The sequence below is a fragment of the Burkholderia sp. BCC1977 genome (assembly GCF_905339595.1).
In the GTDB taxonomy this organism is placed as follows: domain Bacteria; phylum Pseudomonadota; class Gammaproteobacteria; order Burkholderiales; family Burkholderiaceae; genus Burkholderia.
In genome coordinates, this window is sequence record NZ_CAJPGQ010000040.1 from 44,445 (window position 1) to 61,446 (window position 17,002).

Annotated in this window: 13 protein-coding genes; 7 read left to right on the forward strand and 6 right to left on the reverse strand. The window is 68.6% G+C overall.

Annotation, left to right across the window (positions count from 1 at the left end):
• Positions 1 to 129 precede the first annotated feature (129 nt).
• Entirely contained in the window at positions 130 to 2,493 is a 2,364-nt protein-coding gene (gene xdhB, locus U5771_RS26985; protein WP_322026799.1) for a xanthine dehydrogenase molybdopterin binding subunit, read from the reverse strand.
• 18 nt (positions 2,494 to 2,511) lie between these two features.
• Complete coding sequence (xdhA, locus tag U5771_RS26990; RefSeq protein WP_322026800.1) at positions 2,512 to 4,068, reverse strand: xanthine dehydrogenase small subunit; 1,557 nt, start codon at positions 4,066 to 4,068, stop codon at positions 2,512 to 2,514.
• 347 nt (positions 4,069 to 4,415) lie between these two features.
• Between xdhA and U5771_RS26995 the strand changes: the two genes are divergently transcribed.
• Entirely contained in the window at positions 4,416 to 5,630 is a 1,215-nt protein-coding gene (locus tag U5771_RS26995; protein WP_322026801.1) for an MFS transporter, read from the forward strand.
• Positions 5,631 to 5,657: 27 nt separating this feature from the next.
• On the opposite strand, the gene U5771_RS27000 is transcribed toward U5771_RS26995, so the two are convergent.
• The 3 genes from U5771_RS27000 to U5771_RS27010 all read right to left on the reverse strand — a co-directional run bounded on the left by U5771_RS27000 (position 5,658) and on the right by U5771_RS27010 (position 7,924).
• Positions 5,658 to 6,251: an RES family NAD+ phosphorylase gene (locus tag U5771_RS27000; protein ID WP_322026802.1), complete on the reverse strand. Its 594-nt coding sequence runs from the start codon at positions 6,249 to 6,251 to the stop codon at positions 5,658 to 5,660.
• Between the two features lie 9 nt (positions 6,252 to 6,260).
• Positions 6,261 to 6,926 (reverse strand): hypothetical protein, encoded by a 666-nt coding sequence (locus U5771_RS27005; RefSeq protein WP_322026803.1) that lies wholly within the window; start codon positions 6,924 to 6,926, stop codon positions 6,261 to 6,263.
• A gap of 107 nt (positions 6,927 to 7,033) precedes the next feature.
• Positions 7,034 to 7,924, reverse strand: a complete 891-nt coding sequence (locus U5771_RS27010; protein ID WP_322026804.1) for a DMT family transporter — start codon at positions 7,922 to 7,924, stop codon at positions 7,034 to 7,036.
• Between the two features lie 133 nt (positions 7,925 to 8,057).
• Here U5771_RS27010 and U5771_RS27015 point away from each other — a divergent pair, with 133 nt between their 5' ends.
• Positions 8,058 to 8,993, forward strand: a complete 936-nt coding sequence (locus U5771_RS27015; RefSeq protein ID WP_322026805.1) for an AraC family transcriptional regulator — start codon at positions 8,058 to 8,060, stop codon at positions 8,991 to 8,993.
• A gap of 72 nt (positions 8,994 to 9,065) precedes the next feature.
• Here the strand turns inward: U5771_RS27015 and U5771_RS27020 are convergent, their stop codons facing one another.
• On the reverse strand, positions 9,066 to 10,277 hold the full coding sequence (locus U5771_RS27020; RefSeq protein WP_322026806.1) for an alanine--glyoxylate aminotransferase family protein: 1,212 nt from the start codon (positions 10,275 to 10,277) through the stop codon (positions 9,066 to 9,068).
• A gap of 754 nt (positions 10,278 to 11,031) precedes the next feature.
• Between U5771_RS27020 and U5771_RS27025 the strand changes: the two genes are divergently transcribed.
• The 5 genes from U5771_RS27025 (at position 11,032) to U5771_RS27045 (ending at position 16,736) form a co-directional block, all read left to right on the forward strand.
• The gene (locus U5771_RS27025) at positions 11,032 to 12,018 is read left to right on the forward strand and encodes a LysR family transcriptional regulator (protein ID WP_322026807.1); all 987 of its coding nucleotides are present in this window, start codon (positions 11,032 to 11,034) and stop codon (positions 12,016 to 12,018) included.
• A gap of 30 nt (positions 12,019 to 12,048) precedes the next feature.
• On the forward strand, positions 12,049 to 13,047 hold the full coding sequence (locus U5771_RS27030; RefSeq protein WP_322026808.1) for a 2-hydroxyacid dehydrogenase: 999 nt from the start codon (positions 12,049 to 12,051) through the stop codon (positions 13,045 to 13,047).
• Between the two features lie 118 nt (positions 13,048 to 13,165).
• Positions 13,166 to 13,927 carry a 5,6-dimethylbenzimidazole synthase gene (bluB, locus tag U5771_RS27035; RefSeq protein ID WP_322026809.1) on the forward strand — a complete coding sequence of 254 codons (762 nt, stop codon included), beginning with the start codon at positions 13,166 to 13,168 and terminating at the stop codon, positions 13,925 to 13,927.
• A gap of 383 nt (positions 13,928 to 14,310) precedes the next feature.
• Positions 14,311 to 15,480, forward strand: coding sequence for an MFS transporter (locus U5771_RS27040; RefSeq protein WP_322026810.1), 1,170 nt, complete (start codon positions 14,311 to 14,313; stop codon positions 15,478 to 15,480).
• Positions 15,481 to 15,575: 95 nt separating this feature from the next.
• On the forward strand, positions 15,576 to 16,736 hold the full coding sequence (locus tag U5771_RS27045) for an MFS transporter (protein ID WP_322026811.1): 1,161 nt from the start codon (positions 15,576 to 15,578) through the stop codon (positions 16,734 to 16,736).
• Positions 16,737 to 17,002: the final 266 nt, after the last annotated feature.

Here is a 17,002-nt window from a genome sequence, read left to right on the forward strand (position 1 = left end):
AGGTGGCTGACCGCCCCCTCGGGGGGCAGCGAACGAAGTGAGCGTGGGGGTCGTTTCATATCAGCCTTCGCGAGATGGGGGAACTGCATCCCCCCAAGCGAACGAAGTGAGCGAGGGGCGTGTTTCATATCAGCCTGCCCGCACGGCGCTCGCCGCACGCACCGCATGCACCGCGCGCAGGATCGCTTCGCCGGTGGCCGGCGCGTCGAGCGGCGGATTCACCCGGTAATCGCCGACCGCGGCAATCGCGTCGCGCACCGCGAAGAACACCGAGAACGGCAGCAGCAGCGGCGGCTCGCCGACGGCCTTCGAACGATGGATGCTGTCCTCCACGTTGCGGTTCTGGAACAGCCGCACGTTGAATTCGGGCGGCGTGTCGTTGACGGTCGGGATCTTGTACGTGGACGGCGCATGCGTCATCAGCTTGCCGCCCTTGTTCCACCACAGCTCCTCGGTCGTGAGCCAGCCCATCCCCTGGATGAACGCGCCTTCGACCTGGCCGATGTCGATCGCCGGGTTCAGCGACGCGCCCACGTCGTGCAGCGCGTCGACGCGCAGCGTGCGCATTTCGCCCGTCAGCGTGTCGATCACGACTTCCGACACGGCCGCGCCGTACGAGTAGTAGTAGAACGGCCGGCCCTGCAGCTTCGACTGATCCCAGTACAGCTTCGGCGTCGCGTAGAAACCGTCGGACCACAGCTGCACGCGCGCGAGATACGCCTTCGCGACCACTTCGCCGAACGGTACGCTCGCGCCGCCGATCCACACGAAGTCGTTGCCGAACTTCACGTCGGCCGCATCGACCTTGCCGTCGCCGAACTGCTTCGCCGCGAACACCGCGAGGCGCTCGCGCAACTGGCGCGCCGCATCCTGCGCGGCCTTGCCGTTCAGGTCGGAACCCGTCGACGCCGCCGTCGCGGACGTGTTCGCGACCTTGCTCGTGTCGGTCGCCGTCACGCGGATCCGGCCGAAGCGGATGCCGAGCTCGTGCGCGACGACCTGCGCGACCTTCGTGTTGAGCCCCTGCCCCATCTCCGTGCCGCCGTGGTTCACGAGTACCGAGCCGTCGGTATAGATGTGCACCAGCGCGCCGGCCTGGTTGAAGTGCGTGACGTTGAACGCGATCCCGAACTTCACCGGCGTGAGCGCGATGCCCTTCTTCAGCACCGTGTTGCGTGCGTTGAATTCGCGCACGCCCGCGCGCCGCGCGCGGTAGTCGCTCGTCGTCTCGAGTTCGCCGAGCAGCTCCTGCAGCACGTTGTCCTCGACCGTCTGCCCGTAAGGCGTCACGTTGCGTTCGGTCTTGCCGTACAGGTTCGCGTAGCGCACGTCGAGCGGATCGCGGCCGAGCGAACGCGCGATGTCGTCGAGGATGTACTCGATCGCGAACGCACCCTGCGGGCCGCCGAAGCCGCGGAACGCGGTGTTCGACTGCGTGTTGGTCTTGCCGCAATAGCCGGCGATGTCGACGTCGCCGAGCCAGTACGCGTTGTCGAAGTGGCACACCGCGCGCGTCATCACCGGGCCCGACAGGTCGGCCGAGAAGCCGCAGCGCGACGTCATGTCGAGCGCGACGCCGTCGAGGCGGCCGTCGTCGTCGTAGCCGACGTCGAAGCGGTAATGGAAGTCGTGCCGCTTGCCGGTGATCATCATGTCGTCGTCGCGGTCCGGACGCAGCTTCACCGGGCACAGCAGCTTCCACGCGGCGAGCGCCGCGCAGCATGCGAACAGGCCCGACTGCGATTCCTTGCCGCCGAACCCGCCGCCCATCCGGCGGCATTCGACCAGCACGTTGTGCGACGCGACGCCGAGCACGTGCGCGACCAGATGCTGCATCTCGCTCGGGTGCTGTGTCGAACAGTACACGTGCATCCCGTCGTCGTCCTTCGGCACCGCGTACGCGATCTGCCCTTCCAGGTAGAACTGCTCCTGGCCGCCGAGCAGCATCTCGCCCGACTCGCGATGCGGCGCGGCGGCGAGCCGCGCGGCTGCGTCGCCGCGCGCGAGTTTCAGCGGCGGGATCACGTAGGTTTCGGCCTTGCGTGCGTCCTGCGCGGTCAGGATCGCGGGCAGCTCCTCGTAGTCGACCTGTGCGCGGCGCGCGGCGAGCCGCGCGGTTTCGTGCGAGGTCGCGACGACGATGAACATCGGCTGGCCGACGAACTGCACGATGCCCTTGGCGAGCACCGGATCGTCGTGGATGATCGGGCCGCAATCGTTGACGCCGGGGATGTCGTCGGCCGTGAACACGGCGACCACGCCGGGCGTCGCGCGCACCGCGTCGAAGTTCATCGACACGATCTTCGCGTGCGGCTTCGCGGACAACCCGAGCGCCGCGTGCAGCGTGCCGGCGACGAGCGGGATGTCGTCGGTGTAGGTCGCGCGACCGCTCACGTGCAGATGGGCGGATTCGTGCGCGCGCGAGACGTGCACCTGCGCGGCGTCGGCCTGCGGGTCGAGGGTGCTCAGGAACGGTTCTGCTTGCTGGTTCATGTTCGGTGTTCTCCGTCTTCAGGCGCGCGCCGAATCATCGGCAACGTCGGCGGCCACTTCGGCGGCCACTTCGCGCACGTTCAGCGCGTGCGGCGGCAGCGGGTCGTGCGGGCGCGTCTCCAGCCAGAATCGATACATCAGGTTCTTCGCGGTATCGAGGCGATACGCGCTCGTCGCGCGCATGTCGGTGAGCGGCTGGTAATCGCGCTCGAGCGCCTGCATCGCCGCCTGCGCGGTGGCCTCGTGCCATTGCGCGCCGTCGAGCAGGCTTTCCGTATGCGTCGCGCGCTTCGGCGTCGCGGCCATGCCGCCGAACGCGATGCGCGGCTCGCGGATCAGCTCGCCGTCCGCGATGAACGCGAACGCCGCGCACACCGCCGAAATGTCGGAGTCGAACCGCTTCGACAGCTTGTAGGTGCGGAACTGCAGCTTCGCGCGCGCGCCGGTGCGGGTCGGCACCTTCAGGCCGACGACGAATTCGTGCGGCGCCATGTCCTTTTGCTGATAGCCGGTGTAGAGCGCCTCGAGCGGCAGCTCGCGCACCGTGTCGCCGCCGCGCAGCACGACCCGCGCGCCGAGCGCGATCAGGCCCGGCATCGAGTCGCCGATCGGCGAACCGTTCGCGACGTTGCCGCCGATCGTCCCCGCGTTGCGGATCGGCAGCGACGCGAAGCGCTTCCACATTTCGGTCAGTTCCGGATACGTGCCGGCGAGTGCCGCATAGCCGTTCTCGACGGTCACGCCCGCGCCGATCTCGATCCAGTCGTCGCCGTGCGCGATGTTCTGCAGTTCGGCGATCTGGCCGACGTAGATCAGGTCGTCGAGGCGGCGCATCTGCTTGGTGACCCACAGGCCGATGTCGGTGCTGCCGGCGAGGATCCGCGCGGCGGGACGCTCGACCTTCAGCGCGGCCAGCGCGTCGAGCGTGCGCGGTGCCGCGAAGCGCGCGCCGTCGGGCGTCGTGTAGTCGAACGTGTCGTCGCGCTTGAGCGACGCGAGCGTGCGGGCCAGCGCGGCCGTGTCGACCGGTGCCGCCGGCGCCGGCGCATCGAACATCTGCACGGCCGCATCGACGATCGGGCGATAGCCGGTGCAGCGGCACAGGTTGCCGGTGAGCGCATCGGCGATCTCGGTGCGCGTCGGCACGTCCTTCGCCTTCGCGCACGCGCCGCCGCAGCCTTCGTGGCCGTGCTTCTCGTACAGCGCCCACATCGACATCACGAAACCGGGCGTGCAGAACCCGCATTGCGACCCGTGGCAATCGACCATCGCCTGCTGCACCGGATGCAGCGAACCGTCCGGCTGGCGCAGGTCTTCCACCGTCAGCAGAGCACGGCCGTCGAGCGTCGGCAGGAACTGGATGCAGGCATTGACGGCCTTGAACGCGACGGTGCCCGCGTCGGTCAGCTCGCCGACGACGACCGTGCACGCGCCGCAGTCGCCTTCCGCGCAGCCTTCCTTGGTGCCGGTGCAGTGCGCATCCTCGCGCAGGTACTGCAGCACGGTGCGGGTGACGTCCGCGCCGCTGACTTCGCGGACCGCGTGACGATGATAGAAGCGGATCGGCTCACTCATGTCTCTATGGTTCTTCAAGTGGGGGCAAGGCGGCCTGCGCGGGGCGCTCGACCGACGTTTCTCTGACAGTTTGCACGCTATCACCATCAAATTCCGCAACCCATAGCCCATCACGCATGGGGCCCATATAACTGCCGCGATATGAGCGCCGGGGCCGCCCGGCGGGCCTCCCGCGCGTTGCCCCGCCTGCGTTCGGGCCTGCCCGCGCCGCTTCGTCGGCGCGCCGTCATCGATAAAACGGGTCGCGATTAACTAAATGGTACCTGCGTGAAAACCGGTTCCATGGGAAAATCCCGATTCCGTTTTTCGCCGCCTTCCGTTCCGTTTCGCTCATTCGTTCCGACCCCATGTCAACCGATTCCGCCACACCGCCGCGCAGCGGGTTCGCCGTCACGCTGCAAATCGTGTCCGTCGTCTGCTTCACGTTCATCTGCTACCTGACCATCGGCCTGCCGCTCGCGGTGCTGCCGGGTTTCGTCCACGACGACCTGGGCTTCTCCGCGATCGTCGCGGGCGGTGCGATCAGCGTCCAGTATTTCGCGACGCTCGCGTCGCGCCCGCTCGCCGGGCGCTTCGCCGATACCCTCGGGCCGAAGCAGACGGTGCTGCGCGGGCTGATCGGCTGCGGCGTGTCGGGCGTGCTGCTGCTCGTCGCGCTGCTGCTGGCCCACTGGCCGGTCGCGAGCCTCGTGCTGCTGGTCGCGAGCCGGCTCGTGCTCGGCGTCGGCGAGAGCCTGTGCGGCACCGGCGCGATCCTGTGGGGCATCGGGCGGGTCGGCGTCGCGCACAACGCGAAGGTGATCTCGTGGAACGGCATCGCCACCTACGGCGCGCTCGCGCTCGGCGCGCCGGTCGGCGTCGCGATCGCGCACACGCTGAATCCGGCGCTGATCGGCGTGATCGTGATCGCGCTCGCCGCGCTCGGCTTCTACCTCGCGCGCCTGATCGATTCCGTGCCGCTCGTGCACGGCGAACGGATGTCGTATGCGAGCGTGTTCACGCGCGTGCTGCCGCACGGCCTCGGCCTCGCGCTCGGCTCGGCCGGCTTCGGCTCGATCGCGACCTTCGTCACGCTGTACTACGCGGCGCGCCACTGGCCGAACGCCGCGCTGTCGCTGACCGTGTTCGGCACGCTGTTCATCGGCGCGCGCCTGCTGTTCGCGAACACGATCAAGACCTACGGCGGCTTCCGCGTCGCGATCGTGTCGTTCGCGTTCGAATGCTCGGGCCTCGTGCTGCTGTGGCTCGCGCCGGTGCCGCACGTCGCGCTCGTCGGCGCCGCGCTGACCGGGTTCGGCTTCGCGCTGATCTTCCCGGCGCTCGGCGTCGAGGCCGTCGCGCTCGTCCCGCCCGCGAGCCGCGGCGCGGCGCTGTCCGCGTATTCCGTGTTCCTCGACCTGTCGCTCGGCATCACCGGCCCGCTCGCCGGCTATGTCGCGGGCGCGTTCGGCTATCCGCAGGTGTTCCTGTTCGCGGCGGCGGCCGCGGCGGCGGGCGTCGCGCTGTCGATGGTGCTGTATCAGCGGCAGGCGCGGGTCGCGGGGAGCGGCGCGGCGGCTTGAGTCGTGTTGCCGCACGCGCAACGCCATTCAACGCAGCAACACGTTGAAGTCGCGCAGCACGCGGACAGCATGGGGATGATGCCGGAACGGAACGGCGCCCCTCAGCGAGAGCCTGGATTCGGCACGATCGAAGAGCACGAGCGCTTCCGACGTGTTGAGATGGCGGGACATATATAGAAAGCCGTCGACCCGCCGGGGATGCCGGTGGACGGCAAGCGACCATTGCCGCGGCACGTCGTACGGCACGATGGTCGACAACGCGCCATCGCCGCCCAGGTTTTTCAGCGGCAAACCGTGCAGGACAGCCACGGTCAATGGCTCACCGTCGAAGGAAAGCACGTAGCGATCGAGTTCGGTCGTCACGAGCGGAAAGCCGCCCAGCACCAGATCGGCGACTTCGTCGTGCAACACCGTTTCGGCGAATGCGCAATGCAGATCGAAACCGAAATAGCTGGTGCCGTACCGCCGCCGCGGGCGCGGATCGTCGAAGCGGTTGCCGCCGGACTTGCCGAAGTACGGCTCGCCGGTCGCGTATCGCGAGATGCGAACCAGCGCCGTCGGCGTCACCTCGCGAATCGTCAGCGATGCGCTCGCGAAATGTTTCCCCGGCGCCTTCAACACGTGCGCCTCCTAGCGTCCCGCGAACGCCATGGCCGCACGCTCGACCTCTTCAAGCTTCCCGCGCGACAGCGCGACCAGCGGCGTGACGTTGCCCAGGGACGCCTTGGGTGTCGTGAAGAACTGCCATTTGCTCCACCCCGGCAAGGCTCCGAGACGCTGAGTCACCTTCCCGAGCGTCTTGCGATCGATGTCGCCCGCCAGATAGAACGCCGGGTAGTAGTGCGCGGCGCCGACATCGACCGTAAAGATTCGCCCCGATGCCACTGCCTTGCTGAGCGCCTGCCGCGTCATGCCGAGCCCTGTCCAGATCTGCGCGGCTGGCAACAGCGTGCCGTCGGCAACCAGCGCGTGTCGTTCGGCCTGCGCATGCCGCTCCAGATCGGCGACGCTGACGCCGGTGCGCGTATCGGTCGCCCCCTTCTTCCGGCCGGACGGCTTCCTGTCGCGCGTCGCGGCAGCCGCGATACCGAACGTGATCGTGCCGGCCAAATCGATGACCTGTGCGATGCCTACCTTGAACAGGTGCCCAAGTTGCTCGTCCGACAGCCTGAGCAGCGCACGGGCGCGATCCGGCCCGAGCATGGTTGCCGCACCGACGGCGCTGCGCAGCGCCTCCTCGGTCTCGATATCGAGAATCGCGGCCGAGCCTTCGAGCGCGTGAGCGTGCGTGACCATCATCACCTCCTGATGCAACCAGAGGATCAAGCCTAGTCCCGAATCGAAATCAAGTCAACCAAGTCAACTTTTTGGCGCGATATCCGGACAGTGCCACACGACGCTGGTCAGGCCGTGCGCAGGAACAACCGGCGCGTCAGGTCGAACGCGACGAGATTGCCGGCCAGCACGAGCAGCAGCCCGATCACCGCGAGCGGCGACCACTGGTAGCCCTCGAAGACCGTCGACACGGCCAGCGCGACGATCGGGAACAGCACCGTGCAGTACGCGGCGCGCTCCGGCCCGATCCGGCCGACGAGGGTCAGGTAGGCAGTGAAGCCGATCACCGAGCCCGGCACGGCCAGATAGACCAGCGCGCCGAGATAGCGCGGGTTCGGGTCGATCATGAACGGCAGCCCGGCCGCCGCGCTGCCGACCGTCAGGATCGCCGCGCCGATCAGCATCGCCCAGCCGTTGGTCGCGAGCGGGTGCAGCCCCATCGACTGCATGCGGCTCGACAGCAGGTTGCCGGCCGAGAAGCAGATCGTGCCCGCGAACGCGATCGCGAGGCCCGTCCAGGTCGCGTGATCGTCGAGGTGGCCGGCCATCTGCTGCCAGAACAGGCACGCGATGCCGGTCAGCCCGAGCAGCGCGCCGGCGATCGCGGACGGCCGCAGCGGGCGGCCCATGAACAGCCGGCCGTTGATCGAATTCAGCAGCGGCGCGGTCGAGAAGATCACCGCGACGAGGCCGCTCGGCACGACCTGCTCCGCGTAGTAGAAGCACAGGAAATTCAGGCAGAACAGCGCGACGCCCTGGGCGACGAGGTAGCGCCACGCTTCGCGCGGCGGGCGGACCGGCCAGCGCATCATGCGCAGCAGCGCGAACAGCACGGCGGCCGCGAGCCAGAAGCGCCACGCGATCGACACGGGCGGCGGCACGGCGCCGAGCTGCCATTTGATCGCGATCCAGGTGGTGCCCCAGATCAGCACGGTGACGAAATAAAGCGACAGGTTCATGGCGGCAGTGAAGCGAAACGAGTGAAACGGACACCGACTATGCCGCCGCCCCGCCCGCGCGGATTGTCCGGAATTGCGGTCTTTTTCGGGCGGCCGCACGGCGTGCCGCGCGCGCGCTTATACTCGTCGCACCATGAGTTCGCCCCTGTACGCCCCGCCCGTCGATCACGACGCCGCCCTTGCCGGCGGCGCGATGCCGTTCGGCCTGCAGTCGGTGTGCCGCACGCTCGCCGAGGAGAACGCGACGCTCGAGCGCTTCACGTGGCTCGGCGATCATCTCGCGATCGCCGAATGGACGCGCATCACCGACGAAAGCGAGACGATCTACGAGCAGCCCGGCCACCATACGCTGTCGTGCTATCTCGACGGCGGCTACCGGACGGAGCGCGAACGCGTGCCGCGCTACGGCGCGCCGAGCCTGCTGTGCGCGCTGCCGGGCGACCATGAATCGCGCTGGTGGGTGCGCGGCGAGATGCACTTCATCCACCTGTACTTCCTGCCCGAGCACTTCACGGAGCGCGCGATCCGCGAACTCGACCGCGAGCCGCGCGAGCTGAAGCTCGCCGACCGCACCTATTTCGAGGATGCGCGCGTCGCCGCGCAGTTCCGGTCGCTTGCGCTGGAGCGCTGGGACGATGCCGACGGTCGGTTGCGCGTGAACGAGGCCGCGCACGACATGCTGAGCCTGCTGCTGCGCGACCAGAGCGCGACACGCACCGACGTGCCGTTCCGCGGCGGGCTCGCGCCGGCCGTGCGCCGCCGCGTGCGCGACTATATCGACAGCTACCTGTCGCAGCCGCTGACGCTCGGCGAACTGGCGAACGTCGCCGCGCTGTCCGAATACCACTTCTCGCGAATGTTCCGGCTGTCGTTCGGCCGCGCGCCGCACGCGTGGGTGGCCGAGCAGCGGCTCGCGCGGGCGCGGCTGCTGCTGCGCACGACGGCGCTGCCGCTCGCGCAGGTCGCGGCCGAATGCGGCTACGCGAACGCCGGCCACTTCAGCCATCGCTTCCGCGACGCGCACGGCACGACGCCGAACGCGTACCGGCGCGCGATGCAGGGCGGCTGAGCGCCGCCCGCGCCGCCCGCGTCGTTCAGCGGTCCGCCGCGCCCCGCGCACCCGGCACGACCGTTCCCCCGCTTACGCGCCCCGCTGCGACAGTTCCTGCTCGAGCGCGGCCACGCCGGCCGGCAGGTCGACCGGCACCTTCAGGTCGACCATCGTGCGGCCGAACGCATGCAGCGTGCGGAACAGGTTGTGTTCGCGGCACTGTTCGCCCATCTGCCCGATCCGCACGATCGGCAGCCCGAACGAGCCCGAGATCTCGACCTGGTACTGCTTCGAGATATGGCCGCACACCATCCCGGGCGTCAGCCCTTCGGGCGTCTCGATGCCGACCACCGAATTGAGCCGGCAGTCCTTCGGCGCATAGAGCGCGAGCCCCATCGCCTCGACGCCCGCCTGCAGCGCGAGCGAGCAGCGCAGGTGACGCGCGAAGCGGCTTTCGAGCGTCTCCGCGCAGACGAGGCGCAGCGCCTCGTGCAGCGCGAGCACGCCCGACACCGGCGCCGTGTAGTGATAGCCCGCGTTGTGCCAGAAGTTCTCCGCGAGCGCCATGTCGAGGCACCAGTGCGCATTCGGTTCCGGACGCTGCTTCATCCGGTCCCACGCGGCGTCGGAGAACGCGATCAGCGACACGCCGGGGATCGACGACAGCCCCTTCTGGCCGCCGGTGATCACCGCATCGATGCCCCATGCGTCCATTTCGAGCGGCATCGTCGACAACGTGCACACCGCGTCGACCACGACCAGCGCGCCGGCCGCCTTCGCGAGCGCCGCGATGTCGCGCAGGTCGCGGTTCCACACGGTGTTCGACGTCTCGCCCTGCACGATCGTGACGATCTCGGGCCGTTCGCGCGCGATCGCGTCCGCGATCTCGTCGAGGCTCGCGACCGAGCGGTCGGCCACTTCGAGCGTCGCGACGTCGGCGCCGACGCGCGTGGCCATCTCGGCCATCCGTGCGCTGAAGAAGCCGTTGCGGATCGACAGCACGCGCGTGCCGCGCCACGCGAGGTTCGAGATCGCCATTTCCATCGCGGCGGAACCGGGGCCGGCGACGCCGAGCACCCACTTCGTGCGGGTCTGGAACACGTAGCGCGCCATCTCCTTCACCTGCTCGATGATCTTCGCCATCGTCGCGCCGAGGTGGTTGATCACGATCGTGTTCGCCTTCGCGACGGCGGCCGGGATCGGAACCGGGCCGGCCCCCATCATCAGCAGCGGTTCTTCGGGCAGGATCGCGTCGAGCGGCACGACGACGGGACAGGGAATCGGCGAGTAATCGATGGACATGGCAGGCATTCGTGGAAGGAAGAAAACGCTCGGACGTCGTTCGCCGCACGGCACGGCGAACTGATCGATGATTCCGCGTTCCGCGCCCGCGCGCAAGAGGCACGCGCAGCCGGACAGCGCGACGCTGGCCCGGTCGACGGACCGGGCCAGCCGGCCGCGACTGCGTCAGATGACCGCGTCGAGTATTGCCTCGGCATTGCCGGCCGCATGCGAAACGGTTCCAACGGCGGCTCGAAGCCCGTGATTTTCTCCTGCAATATTGCAGCGCGCATCGTGATGCCCGAGTTCAGCACGACACATGCATCGATCGGAATACCGGCCATCACGATAAAAATCGCGCGGGTGGAATCGATCCACGAAAACAGAACCTGCTCAAAAACATCCACTATCGCGGCATCTATTGGTCGTCGATTTCATCCATTACCGCACCCGGCCGCTCAAGACCAATCACAACCAATTGATTTACAAAGAAATATTAAAAAAACAGGCAGTTTTCCTCAATCCACTTACGGCTACCCACGGCGCACGCGAACGGCACCGGCCCCGTTAAAGCGATACCCGCTATTTCGATTTTACGCAACCCGCCGCTTTTCTCAGGTTGACGGATATCGCTTCCGTAATGAACAATCGTCTGCAGAATCGAAAACCGATTTTTCGATACGAACGAGAACCAGGTGTCGCGCGACGGTTTTCCCGGTCGTGCAACGAAAAATCACTACCAAAATCAATCAACCGGGCCAGAAATTCGCGAGCCATGAACCAGATTCAGACCATGCGTGTGTTCGTCTGCGTCGCCGAGCAGCAGAGCTTCCGGCGCGCGGCGCACCATCTAGGCGTGTCCAATGCGCTCGTCACGCGCTCGATCGCGATGCTCGAGTCTCACCTGAACACGCGGTTGATCCACCGCACCACGCGTAACCTGTCGCTGACCGAGGCCGGCCTGCGCTACCTCGACGGCTGCCGTGCGCTGCTCGAGGAATTCGACCACCTCGAGGCATCCGTCGCGCACGCCGTGCGCGAGCCGGCCGGCACGCTGCGCGTCGTCGCGTCGGGCCTGCTGTCGCCGCTCGCGCTGACGCCGCTCGTCAGCAGTTTCCGGCAGCGCTACCCCGAACTGCGCGTGCAGCTCACCGTCGCCGAAGGGCCGCTCGACGTGCTCGACTCGGGCTACGACGTCGGCATCGCGACCGGCAACCGGCTCGACGGCAATCCGACGCTGATCGGCCACACCCTCGCGCCGAACCCGTTCGTCGCCTGCGCGGCGCCCGCCTATCTCGAGCGGCGCGGCGAGCCGCGCGCGCCCGACGACCTGCCGGGCCACGACTGGGTCGCGCTCGCGCCGCACCAGCATGCGCCCGCGTGGCGGCTGGTCGGCCACGACGGCGCCACGCACTCGATCACGGTGCGCCCGACCTGCACGGTCAACCAGCTGGCGCTCGTGCAGGCGGCGGCCGTCGCCGGGTCCGGCATCGCGGTGCTGCCCGAGCCGTGCGTCGCCGACGCGCTCGCCACCGGCACGCTCGTGCGGCTGTTGTCCGCCTACCGGATCGACGACCCGGACGCGCAACTGTCGCTCGTCTACCCGAACCGCCAGTACGTGCCGGCCCGCACGCGCAGCTTCGTCGAGCACGCGCTCGAGCATTTCGGCGTGCAGGCGGCCCGCGAGCGGGCCGGCTACGGCTTCCTGCGCACACCCGATCGCGCCGAGATCGTCACGGGCCGGCAGACGGGCCTGCAGTAAACTGCACGCGACAGCCATCGGAGGTGCAGCGTGCGCGTGATCCTGTTCAGCAGCCGGCAGTACGACGACGAATCGTTTACCGCCGCCAACCGGCAATTCGGCTATCGGCTGCACTTCCAGCCGTCGCACCTCGACGCGGAAACCGCGATCCTGGCGCACGGCTATGAGGTCGTCTGTCCGTTCGTCAACGACACCGTCGACGCGGCCGTGCTCGAACGGCTCGCCGACGGCGGCACGCGCCTGATCGCGCTGCGCTCGGCCGGCTTCAACCACGTCGACCTGACGGCCGCCGAGCGGCTCGGCATCGCGGTCGTGCGCGTGCCCGCGTATTCGCCGCATGCGGTGGCCGAACACGCGGTCGCGCTGATCCTCGCGCTCAACCGCCGGCTGCCGCGCGCGGTCGCCCGCACGCGCGAGGGCGACTTCTCGCTGAACGGCCTGCTCGGCTTCGACCTGCACGGCAAGACCGTCGGCGTGATCGGCACCGGCCTGATCGGCCGCGTGTTCGCGAAGATCATGATGGGTTTCGGGATGCACGTGCTCGCGCACTCGATGCCGCCGCACGACGACGAGTTGATCGCGTTCGGCGCGCGCTACGTCGAGCTCGACGAGCTGCTGCACCATGCCGACATCGTCAGCCTGCACTGCCCGCTGCTGCCGTCGACGCACCATCTGATCAACGCACGGACGCTCGCGCGGATGAAGCACGGCGCGATGCTGATCAATACCGGCCGCGGCGGCCTGGTCGATGCGCAGGCGCTGGTCGACGCGCTCAAGAGCGGCCAGCTCGGCCATCTCGGGCTCGACGTGTACGAGGAGGAAAGCGGCCTCTTCTTCGAGGATCACTCCGACCTGCCGCTGCAGGACGACGTGCTCGCGCGCCTGCTGACGTTCCCGAACGTGATCGTCACGTCGCACCAGGCGTTCTTCACGCGCGAGGCGCTCGCCGAGATCGCGCACACGACGCTGCTGAACATCGAGGCATGGCACGCCGGCACGCCGACCAACGTCGTCACGACGGGGCGCTGACCCGCGGCGCCCGGCGCACACGATCCGTCAACGAATCATCATTTTGTTTCGACTGATGTAACGCCGCACGCGCGGCGTCTGCTATCGTTGCGCCGACCTCCCCCAGCTTCTGCCGCTCATGCGTTTCGACGACTCCGCCATTGCCGCGGTCTACCGCGCCATCTTCGAACGGCGCGACATGCGCCACTTCACGCCGGCGCCCGTCGATCCGGCCGCGCTCGCGCGGTTGCTGCGCGCCGCGCACCACGCGCCGAGCGTCGGCTTCATGCAGCCGTGGCGCTTCATCCGCATCACCGATCCCGCGCTGCGCATCGCGATCCATGCGCTGGTCGAGGCCGAGCGCCGCGCGACCGCCGACGCGCTCGGCGAGCGGCAGGACGAATTCATGCGGCTGAAGGTCGAAGGCGTGCGCGAATGCGGTGAGCTGCTGGTCGTCGCGCTGACCGACGGTCGCGAGCGCCACGTGTTCGGCCGCCGCACACTGCCGGAGATGGACCTCGCGTCCGCCGCCTGCGCGATCCAGAACATGTGGCTCGCCGCGCGCGCCGAAGGGCTCGGGATGGGCTGGGTGTCGCTGTTCGACGTCGACGCGCTGCGCACGCTGCTCGGCATGCCGGCCGGCGCGAAGCCGATCGCCGTGCTGTGCGTCGGGCATGTCGATGCGTTCTATGCGAAGCCGATGCTCGAGGAAGAGCGCTGGGCCGCGCGGATGCCGATCGAGGCGTGCCTGTTCGAAAACGGCTGGGACGCGCCCGCGACGAACGCCGCCGATTGCGCGGCAACCGCCGGCACGACCGCCGGAGCGTCGCCGGCGTCCGAGGTTGGCGCACCCGACGACCGGGCCGGCTCGACACTCGCCGGCGCCCTGCCCGACCGCTGACCGGATGCGCAAGGCGCGGAACGGCCGCTTCGCCCGCCTTGCTCCGACCCGATATCTCGTCTCGTCTCGTCTCGTCTCGTCTCGTCTCGTCTCGTCTCGTCTCGTCTCGTCTCGTCTCGTCTCGTCTCGTCTCGTCTCGTCTCGCCACCGCCAACACCACCGCCAACGAGCACCGAGCACCGAGCACCGAGCACCGAACATCGCCCAATCCCACAATGTGACGCATCTTGGCCGTCACCCCGTCGCATGCCGGCAACATCCGTTTTGGCCCCGAGCATAGGGGTTTTCACTGAAGTAGAATCGCGGCTGATGTCTCCCCGCCCCGCCCGTCCCGCGCATCCCGCGCCGGCCTCGGGACGCGGTCTTTTCCGTAGCCCACCGCGATGCCATTACCTCTTTTCGCCCTTGCCGTCGCCGCATTTGGAATCGGTACCACCGAGTTCGTGATCATGGGGCTGCTGCCCAACGTCGCCCGCGACCTCGGCGTGTCGATCCCGGCCGCCGGGATGCTCGTGTCGGGCTACGCGCTCGGCGTGACGATCGGCGCGCCGATCCTCGCGATCGTCACCGCGAAGATGCCGCGCAAGCGCGCGCTGATGGGCCTGATCGGGCTGTTCATCGCGGGCAACCTGTTCTGCGCGATCGCGCCCGGCTACACGGTGCTGATGGCCGCGCGGGTCGTCACCGCGTTCTGCCACGGCGCGTTCTTCGGGATCGGCTCGGTGGTCGCGAGCAACCTCGTCGCGCCGAACCGCCGCGCGCAGGCGATCGCACTGATGTTCACCGGCCTCACGCTCGCGAACGTGCTCGGCGTGCCGCTCGGCACCGCACTCGGCCAGGCCTACGGCTGGCGCGCGACGTTCTGGGCCGTCACCGGCATCGGCATCGCCGCGGCCGCCGCGCTCGCGGTGTGCCTGCCCAGGAACCTCGCGATGCCCGACACCAGCATCACGCGCGAATTCAGCGTGCTGAAGCACCCGCAGGTACTGATGGTGCTCGGCATCAGCGTGCTTGCGTCCGCGAGCCTGTTCAGCGTGTTCACGTACATCACGCCGATCCTCGAGGACGTGACGGGCTTCTCGCCGCGCCAGGTCACCTATGTGCTGCTGCTGTTCGGTCTCGGCCTGACGGTCGGCGGCACGCTCGGCGGCAAGCTCGCCGACTGGCGCCGGATGCCGTCGCTGATCGCGACGCTCGCGCTGATCGGCATCGTCCTCGCGCTGTTCGCGGGCACGATGCACCTGCCGTTCGCGGCACTCGCGACGATCTTCGTGTGGGGCATCCTCGCGTTCGCGATCGTGCCGCCGCTGCAGATCCTGATCGTCGATCGCGCGAGCGATGCGCCGAACCTCGCGTCGACGCTGAACCAGGGCGCGTTCAACCTCGGCAACGCGACGGGCGCCTGGCTCGGCGGCATGGCGATCGGCTCCGGCGTGTCGCTCGTGAACCTGCCCTGGGTCGGTGCCGCGATGGCCGTCGCCGCGCTCGCACTCACGCTGTGGTCGGCGTCGCTCGAACGCCGCCCGGTGAGCGGGCCGACCGGCTACGTATGACGCGGCGCGCCGCCGCGTTCGTTGCGCACGCAACGCCATGCGATCCTGCTGGCCTTCATGGACCTTTCAAAGCCCGCGGTGTAGCATCGCGGCCGATGAAAGCCATTCTCAATCGTGATTTTCTCGCGCTGATCCTGAGCGTCGCGGTCGTCGGTCTCGGCACCGGCGCCACGCTGCCGCTCACCGCGCTCGCCTTGACCGAAGCCGGACACGGCACCAACGTCGTCGGCATGCTGACCGCCGCGCAGGCCCTGGGCGGCCTCGCGATCGTCCCGTTCGTCACCGCGCTCGCGCGGCGCATCGGCGCGCGCCGCGCGATCGTCGTGTCGGTCGTGCTGCTCGCCGCGGCCACCGCGCTGATGCAGTTCACGTCGAACCTGATCCTGTGGGGCGTGCTGCGCGTGCTGTGCGGCGCGGCGCTGATGCTGCTGTTCACGATCGGCGAGGCGTGGGTCAACCAGCTCGCCGACGATTCGACGCGCGGCCGCGTGGTCGCGATCTACGCGACCAATTTCACGCTGTTCCAGATGGCGGGCCCCGTGCTCGTCAGCCAGATCGCCGGCGCGACGAGCATCCGCTTCGCGCTGTGCGGCGCGCTGTTCCTGCTCGCGCTGCCGACGCTCGCGACGATCCGGCGCGCGCCGCTCGCCGGCGACGACGCGCATCACGCAGCGCACGACAGCTGGCTCGCCGTGTTGCCGCGCATGCCCGCGCTGATCATCGGCACCGGCTTCTTCGCGCTGTTCGATACGCTCGCGCTGTCGCTGCTGCCGCTCTACGCGATGGATCACGGCGTCGCAAGCGCGACCGCCGTGCTGCTCGCGTCGATCATGCTGTTCGGCGACACCGCGATGCAGTTCCCGATCGGCTGGCTCGCGGACAAGCTCGGCCGCGAACGCGTGCACCTCGGCGCCGGCTGGATCGTGCTCGCGGGCCTGCCGCTGCTGCCGTTCGTGATCGCGAACCCGTGGCTGTGCTGGCCGCTGCTGTTCGTGCTGGGCGCCGCGGCCGGCAGCATCTACACGCTGTCGCTCGTCGCGTGCGGCGAACGCTTCCGCGGCGCGGCGCTCGTCACCGCGAGCTCGCTCGTGTCGGCATCGTGGAGCGCCGCGAGCTTCGGCGGCCCGCTGGTCGCCGGCGCATTGATGGAGCAACTGGGCAGCAACGCGCTGGTCGGCGTGCTGGTCGTCTGCGTCGCCGCGTTCGTCGCGGCCGCGCTGTGGGAACGACGCGCCGCGGTGCAGCGCGCGGTCTGACGCTGGCGCTGGCGCTGAGGCAAACGCCGACACCGACTCAGCCTCAGACTCAGACTCAGACTCAGACTCAGACTCAGACTCAGACTCAGACTCAGACTCAGACTCGGACTCGGACTCGGACTCGAACTCGAACTCGGACTCGGACCCAGACACCCTGCCACTGAAGCGCGTACGCAGCGCCACACACCGGCACACATCGACACACGCACCGCCACCCGCCGGTAAACGAAAACAGCCCGCGCAATGCGGGCCGCCCTGTCCTTCTG

Bases quoted from the DNA above. Each gene is read 5' to 3' on its own strand.
- xdhB (WP_322026799.1), bottom strand. From the start codon at position 2,493: ATGAACCAGCAAGCAGAACCGTTCCTGAGCACCCTCGACCCGCAGGCC.
- xdhA (WP_322026800.1), bottom strand. From the start codon at position 4,068: ATGAGTGAGCCGATCCGCTTCTATCATCGTCACGCGGTCCGCGAAGTC.
- U5771_RS26995 (WP_322026801.1), top strand. From the start codon at position 4,416: ATGTCAACCGATTCCGCCACACCGCCGCGCAGCGGGTTCGCCGTCACG.
- U5771_RS27005 (WP_322026803.1), bottom strand. From the start codon at position 6,926: ATGGTCACGCACGCTCACGCGCTCGAAGGCTCGGCCGCGATTCTCGAT.
- U5771_RS27010 (WP_322026804.1), bottom strand. From the start codon at position 7,924: ATGAACCTGTCGCTTTATTTCGTCACCGTGCTGATCTGGGGCACCACC.
- U5771_RS27015 (WP_322026805.1), top strand. From the start codon at position 8,058: ATGAGTTCGCCCCTGTACGCCCCGCCCGTCGATCACGACGCCGCCCTT.
- U5771_RS27020 (WP_322026806.1), bottom strand. From the start codon at position 10,277: ATGTCCATCGATTACTCGCCGATTCCCTGTCCCGTCGTCGTGCCGCTC.
- U5771_RS27025 (WP_322026807.1), top strand. From the start codon at position 11,032: ATGAACCAGATTCAGACCATGCGTGTGTTCGTCTGCGTCGCCGAGCAG.
- bluB (WP_322026809.1), top strand. From the start codon at position 13,166: ATGCGTTTCGACGACTCCGCCATTGCCGCGGTCTACCGCGCCATCTTC.
- U5771_RS27040 (WP_322026810.1), top strand. From the start codon at position 14,311: ATGCCATTACCTCTTTTCGCCCTTGCCGTCGCCGCATTTGGAATCGGT.
- U5771_RS27045 (WP_322026811.1), top strand. From the start codon at position 15,576: ATGAAAGCCATTCTCAATCGTGATTTTCTCGCGCTGATCCTGAGCGTC.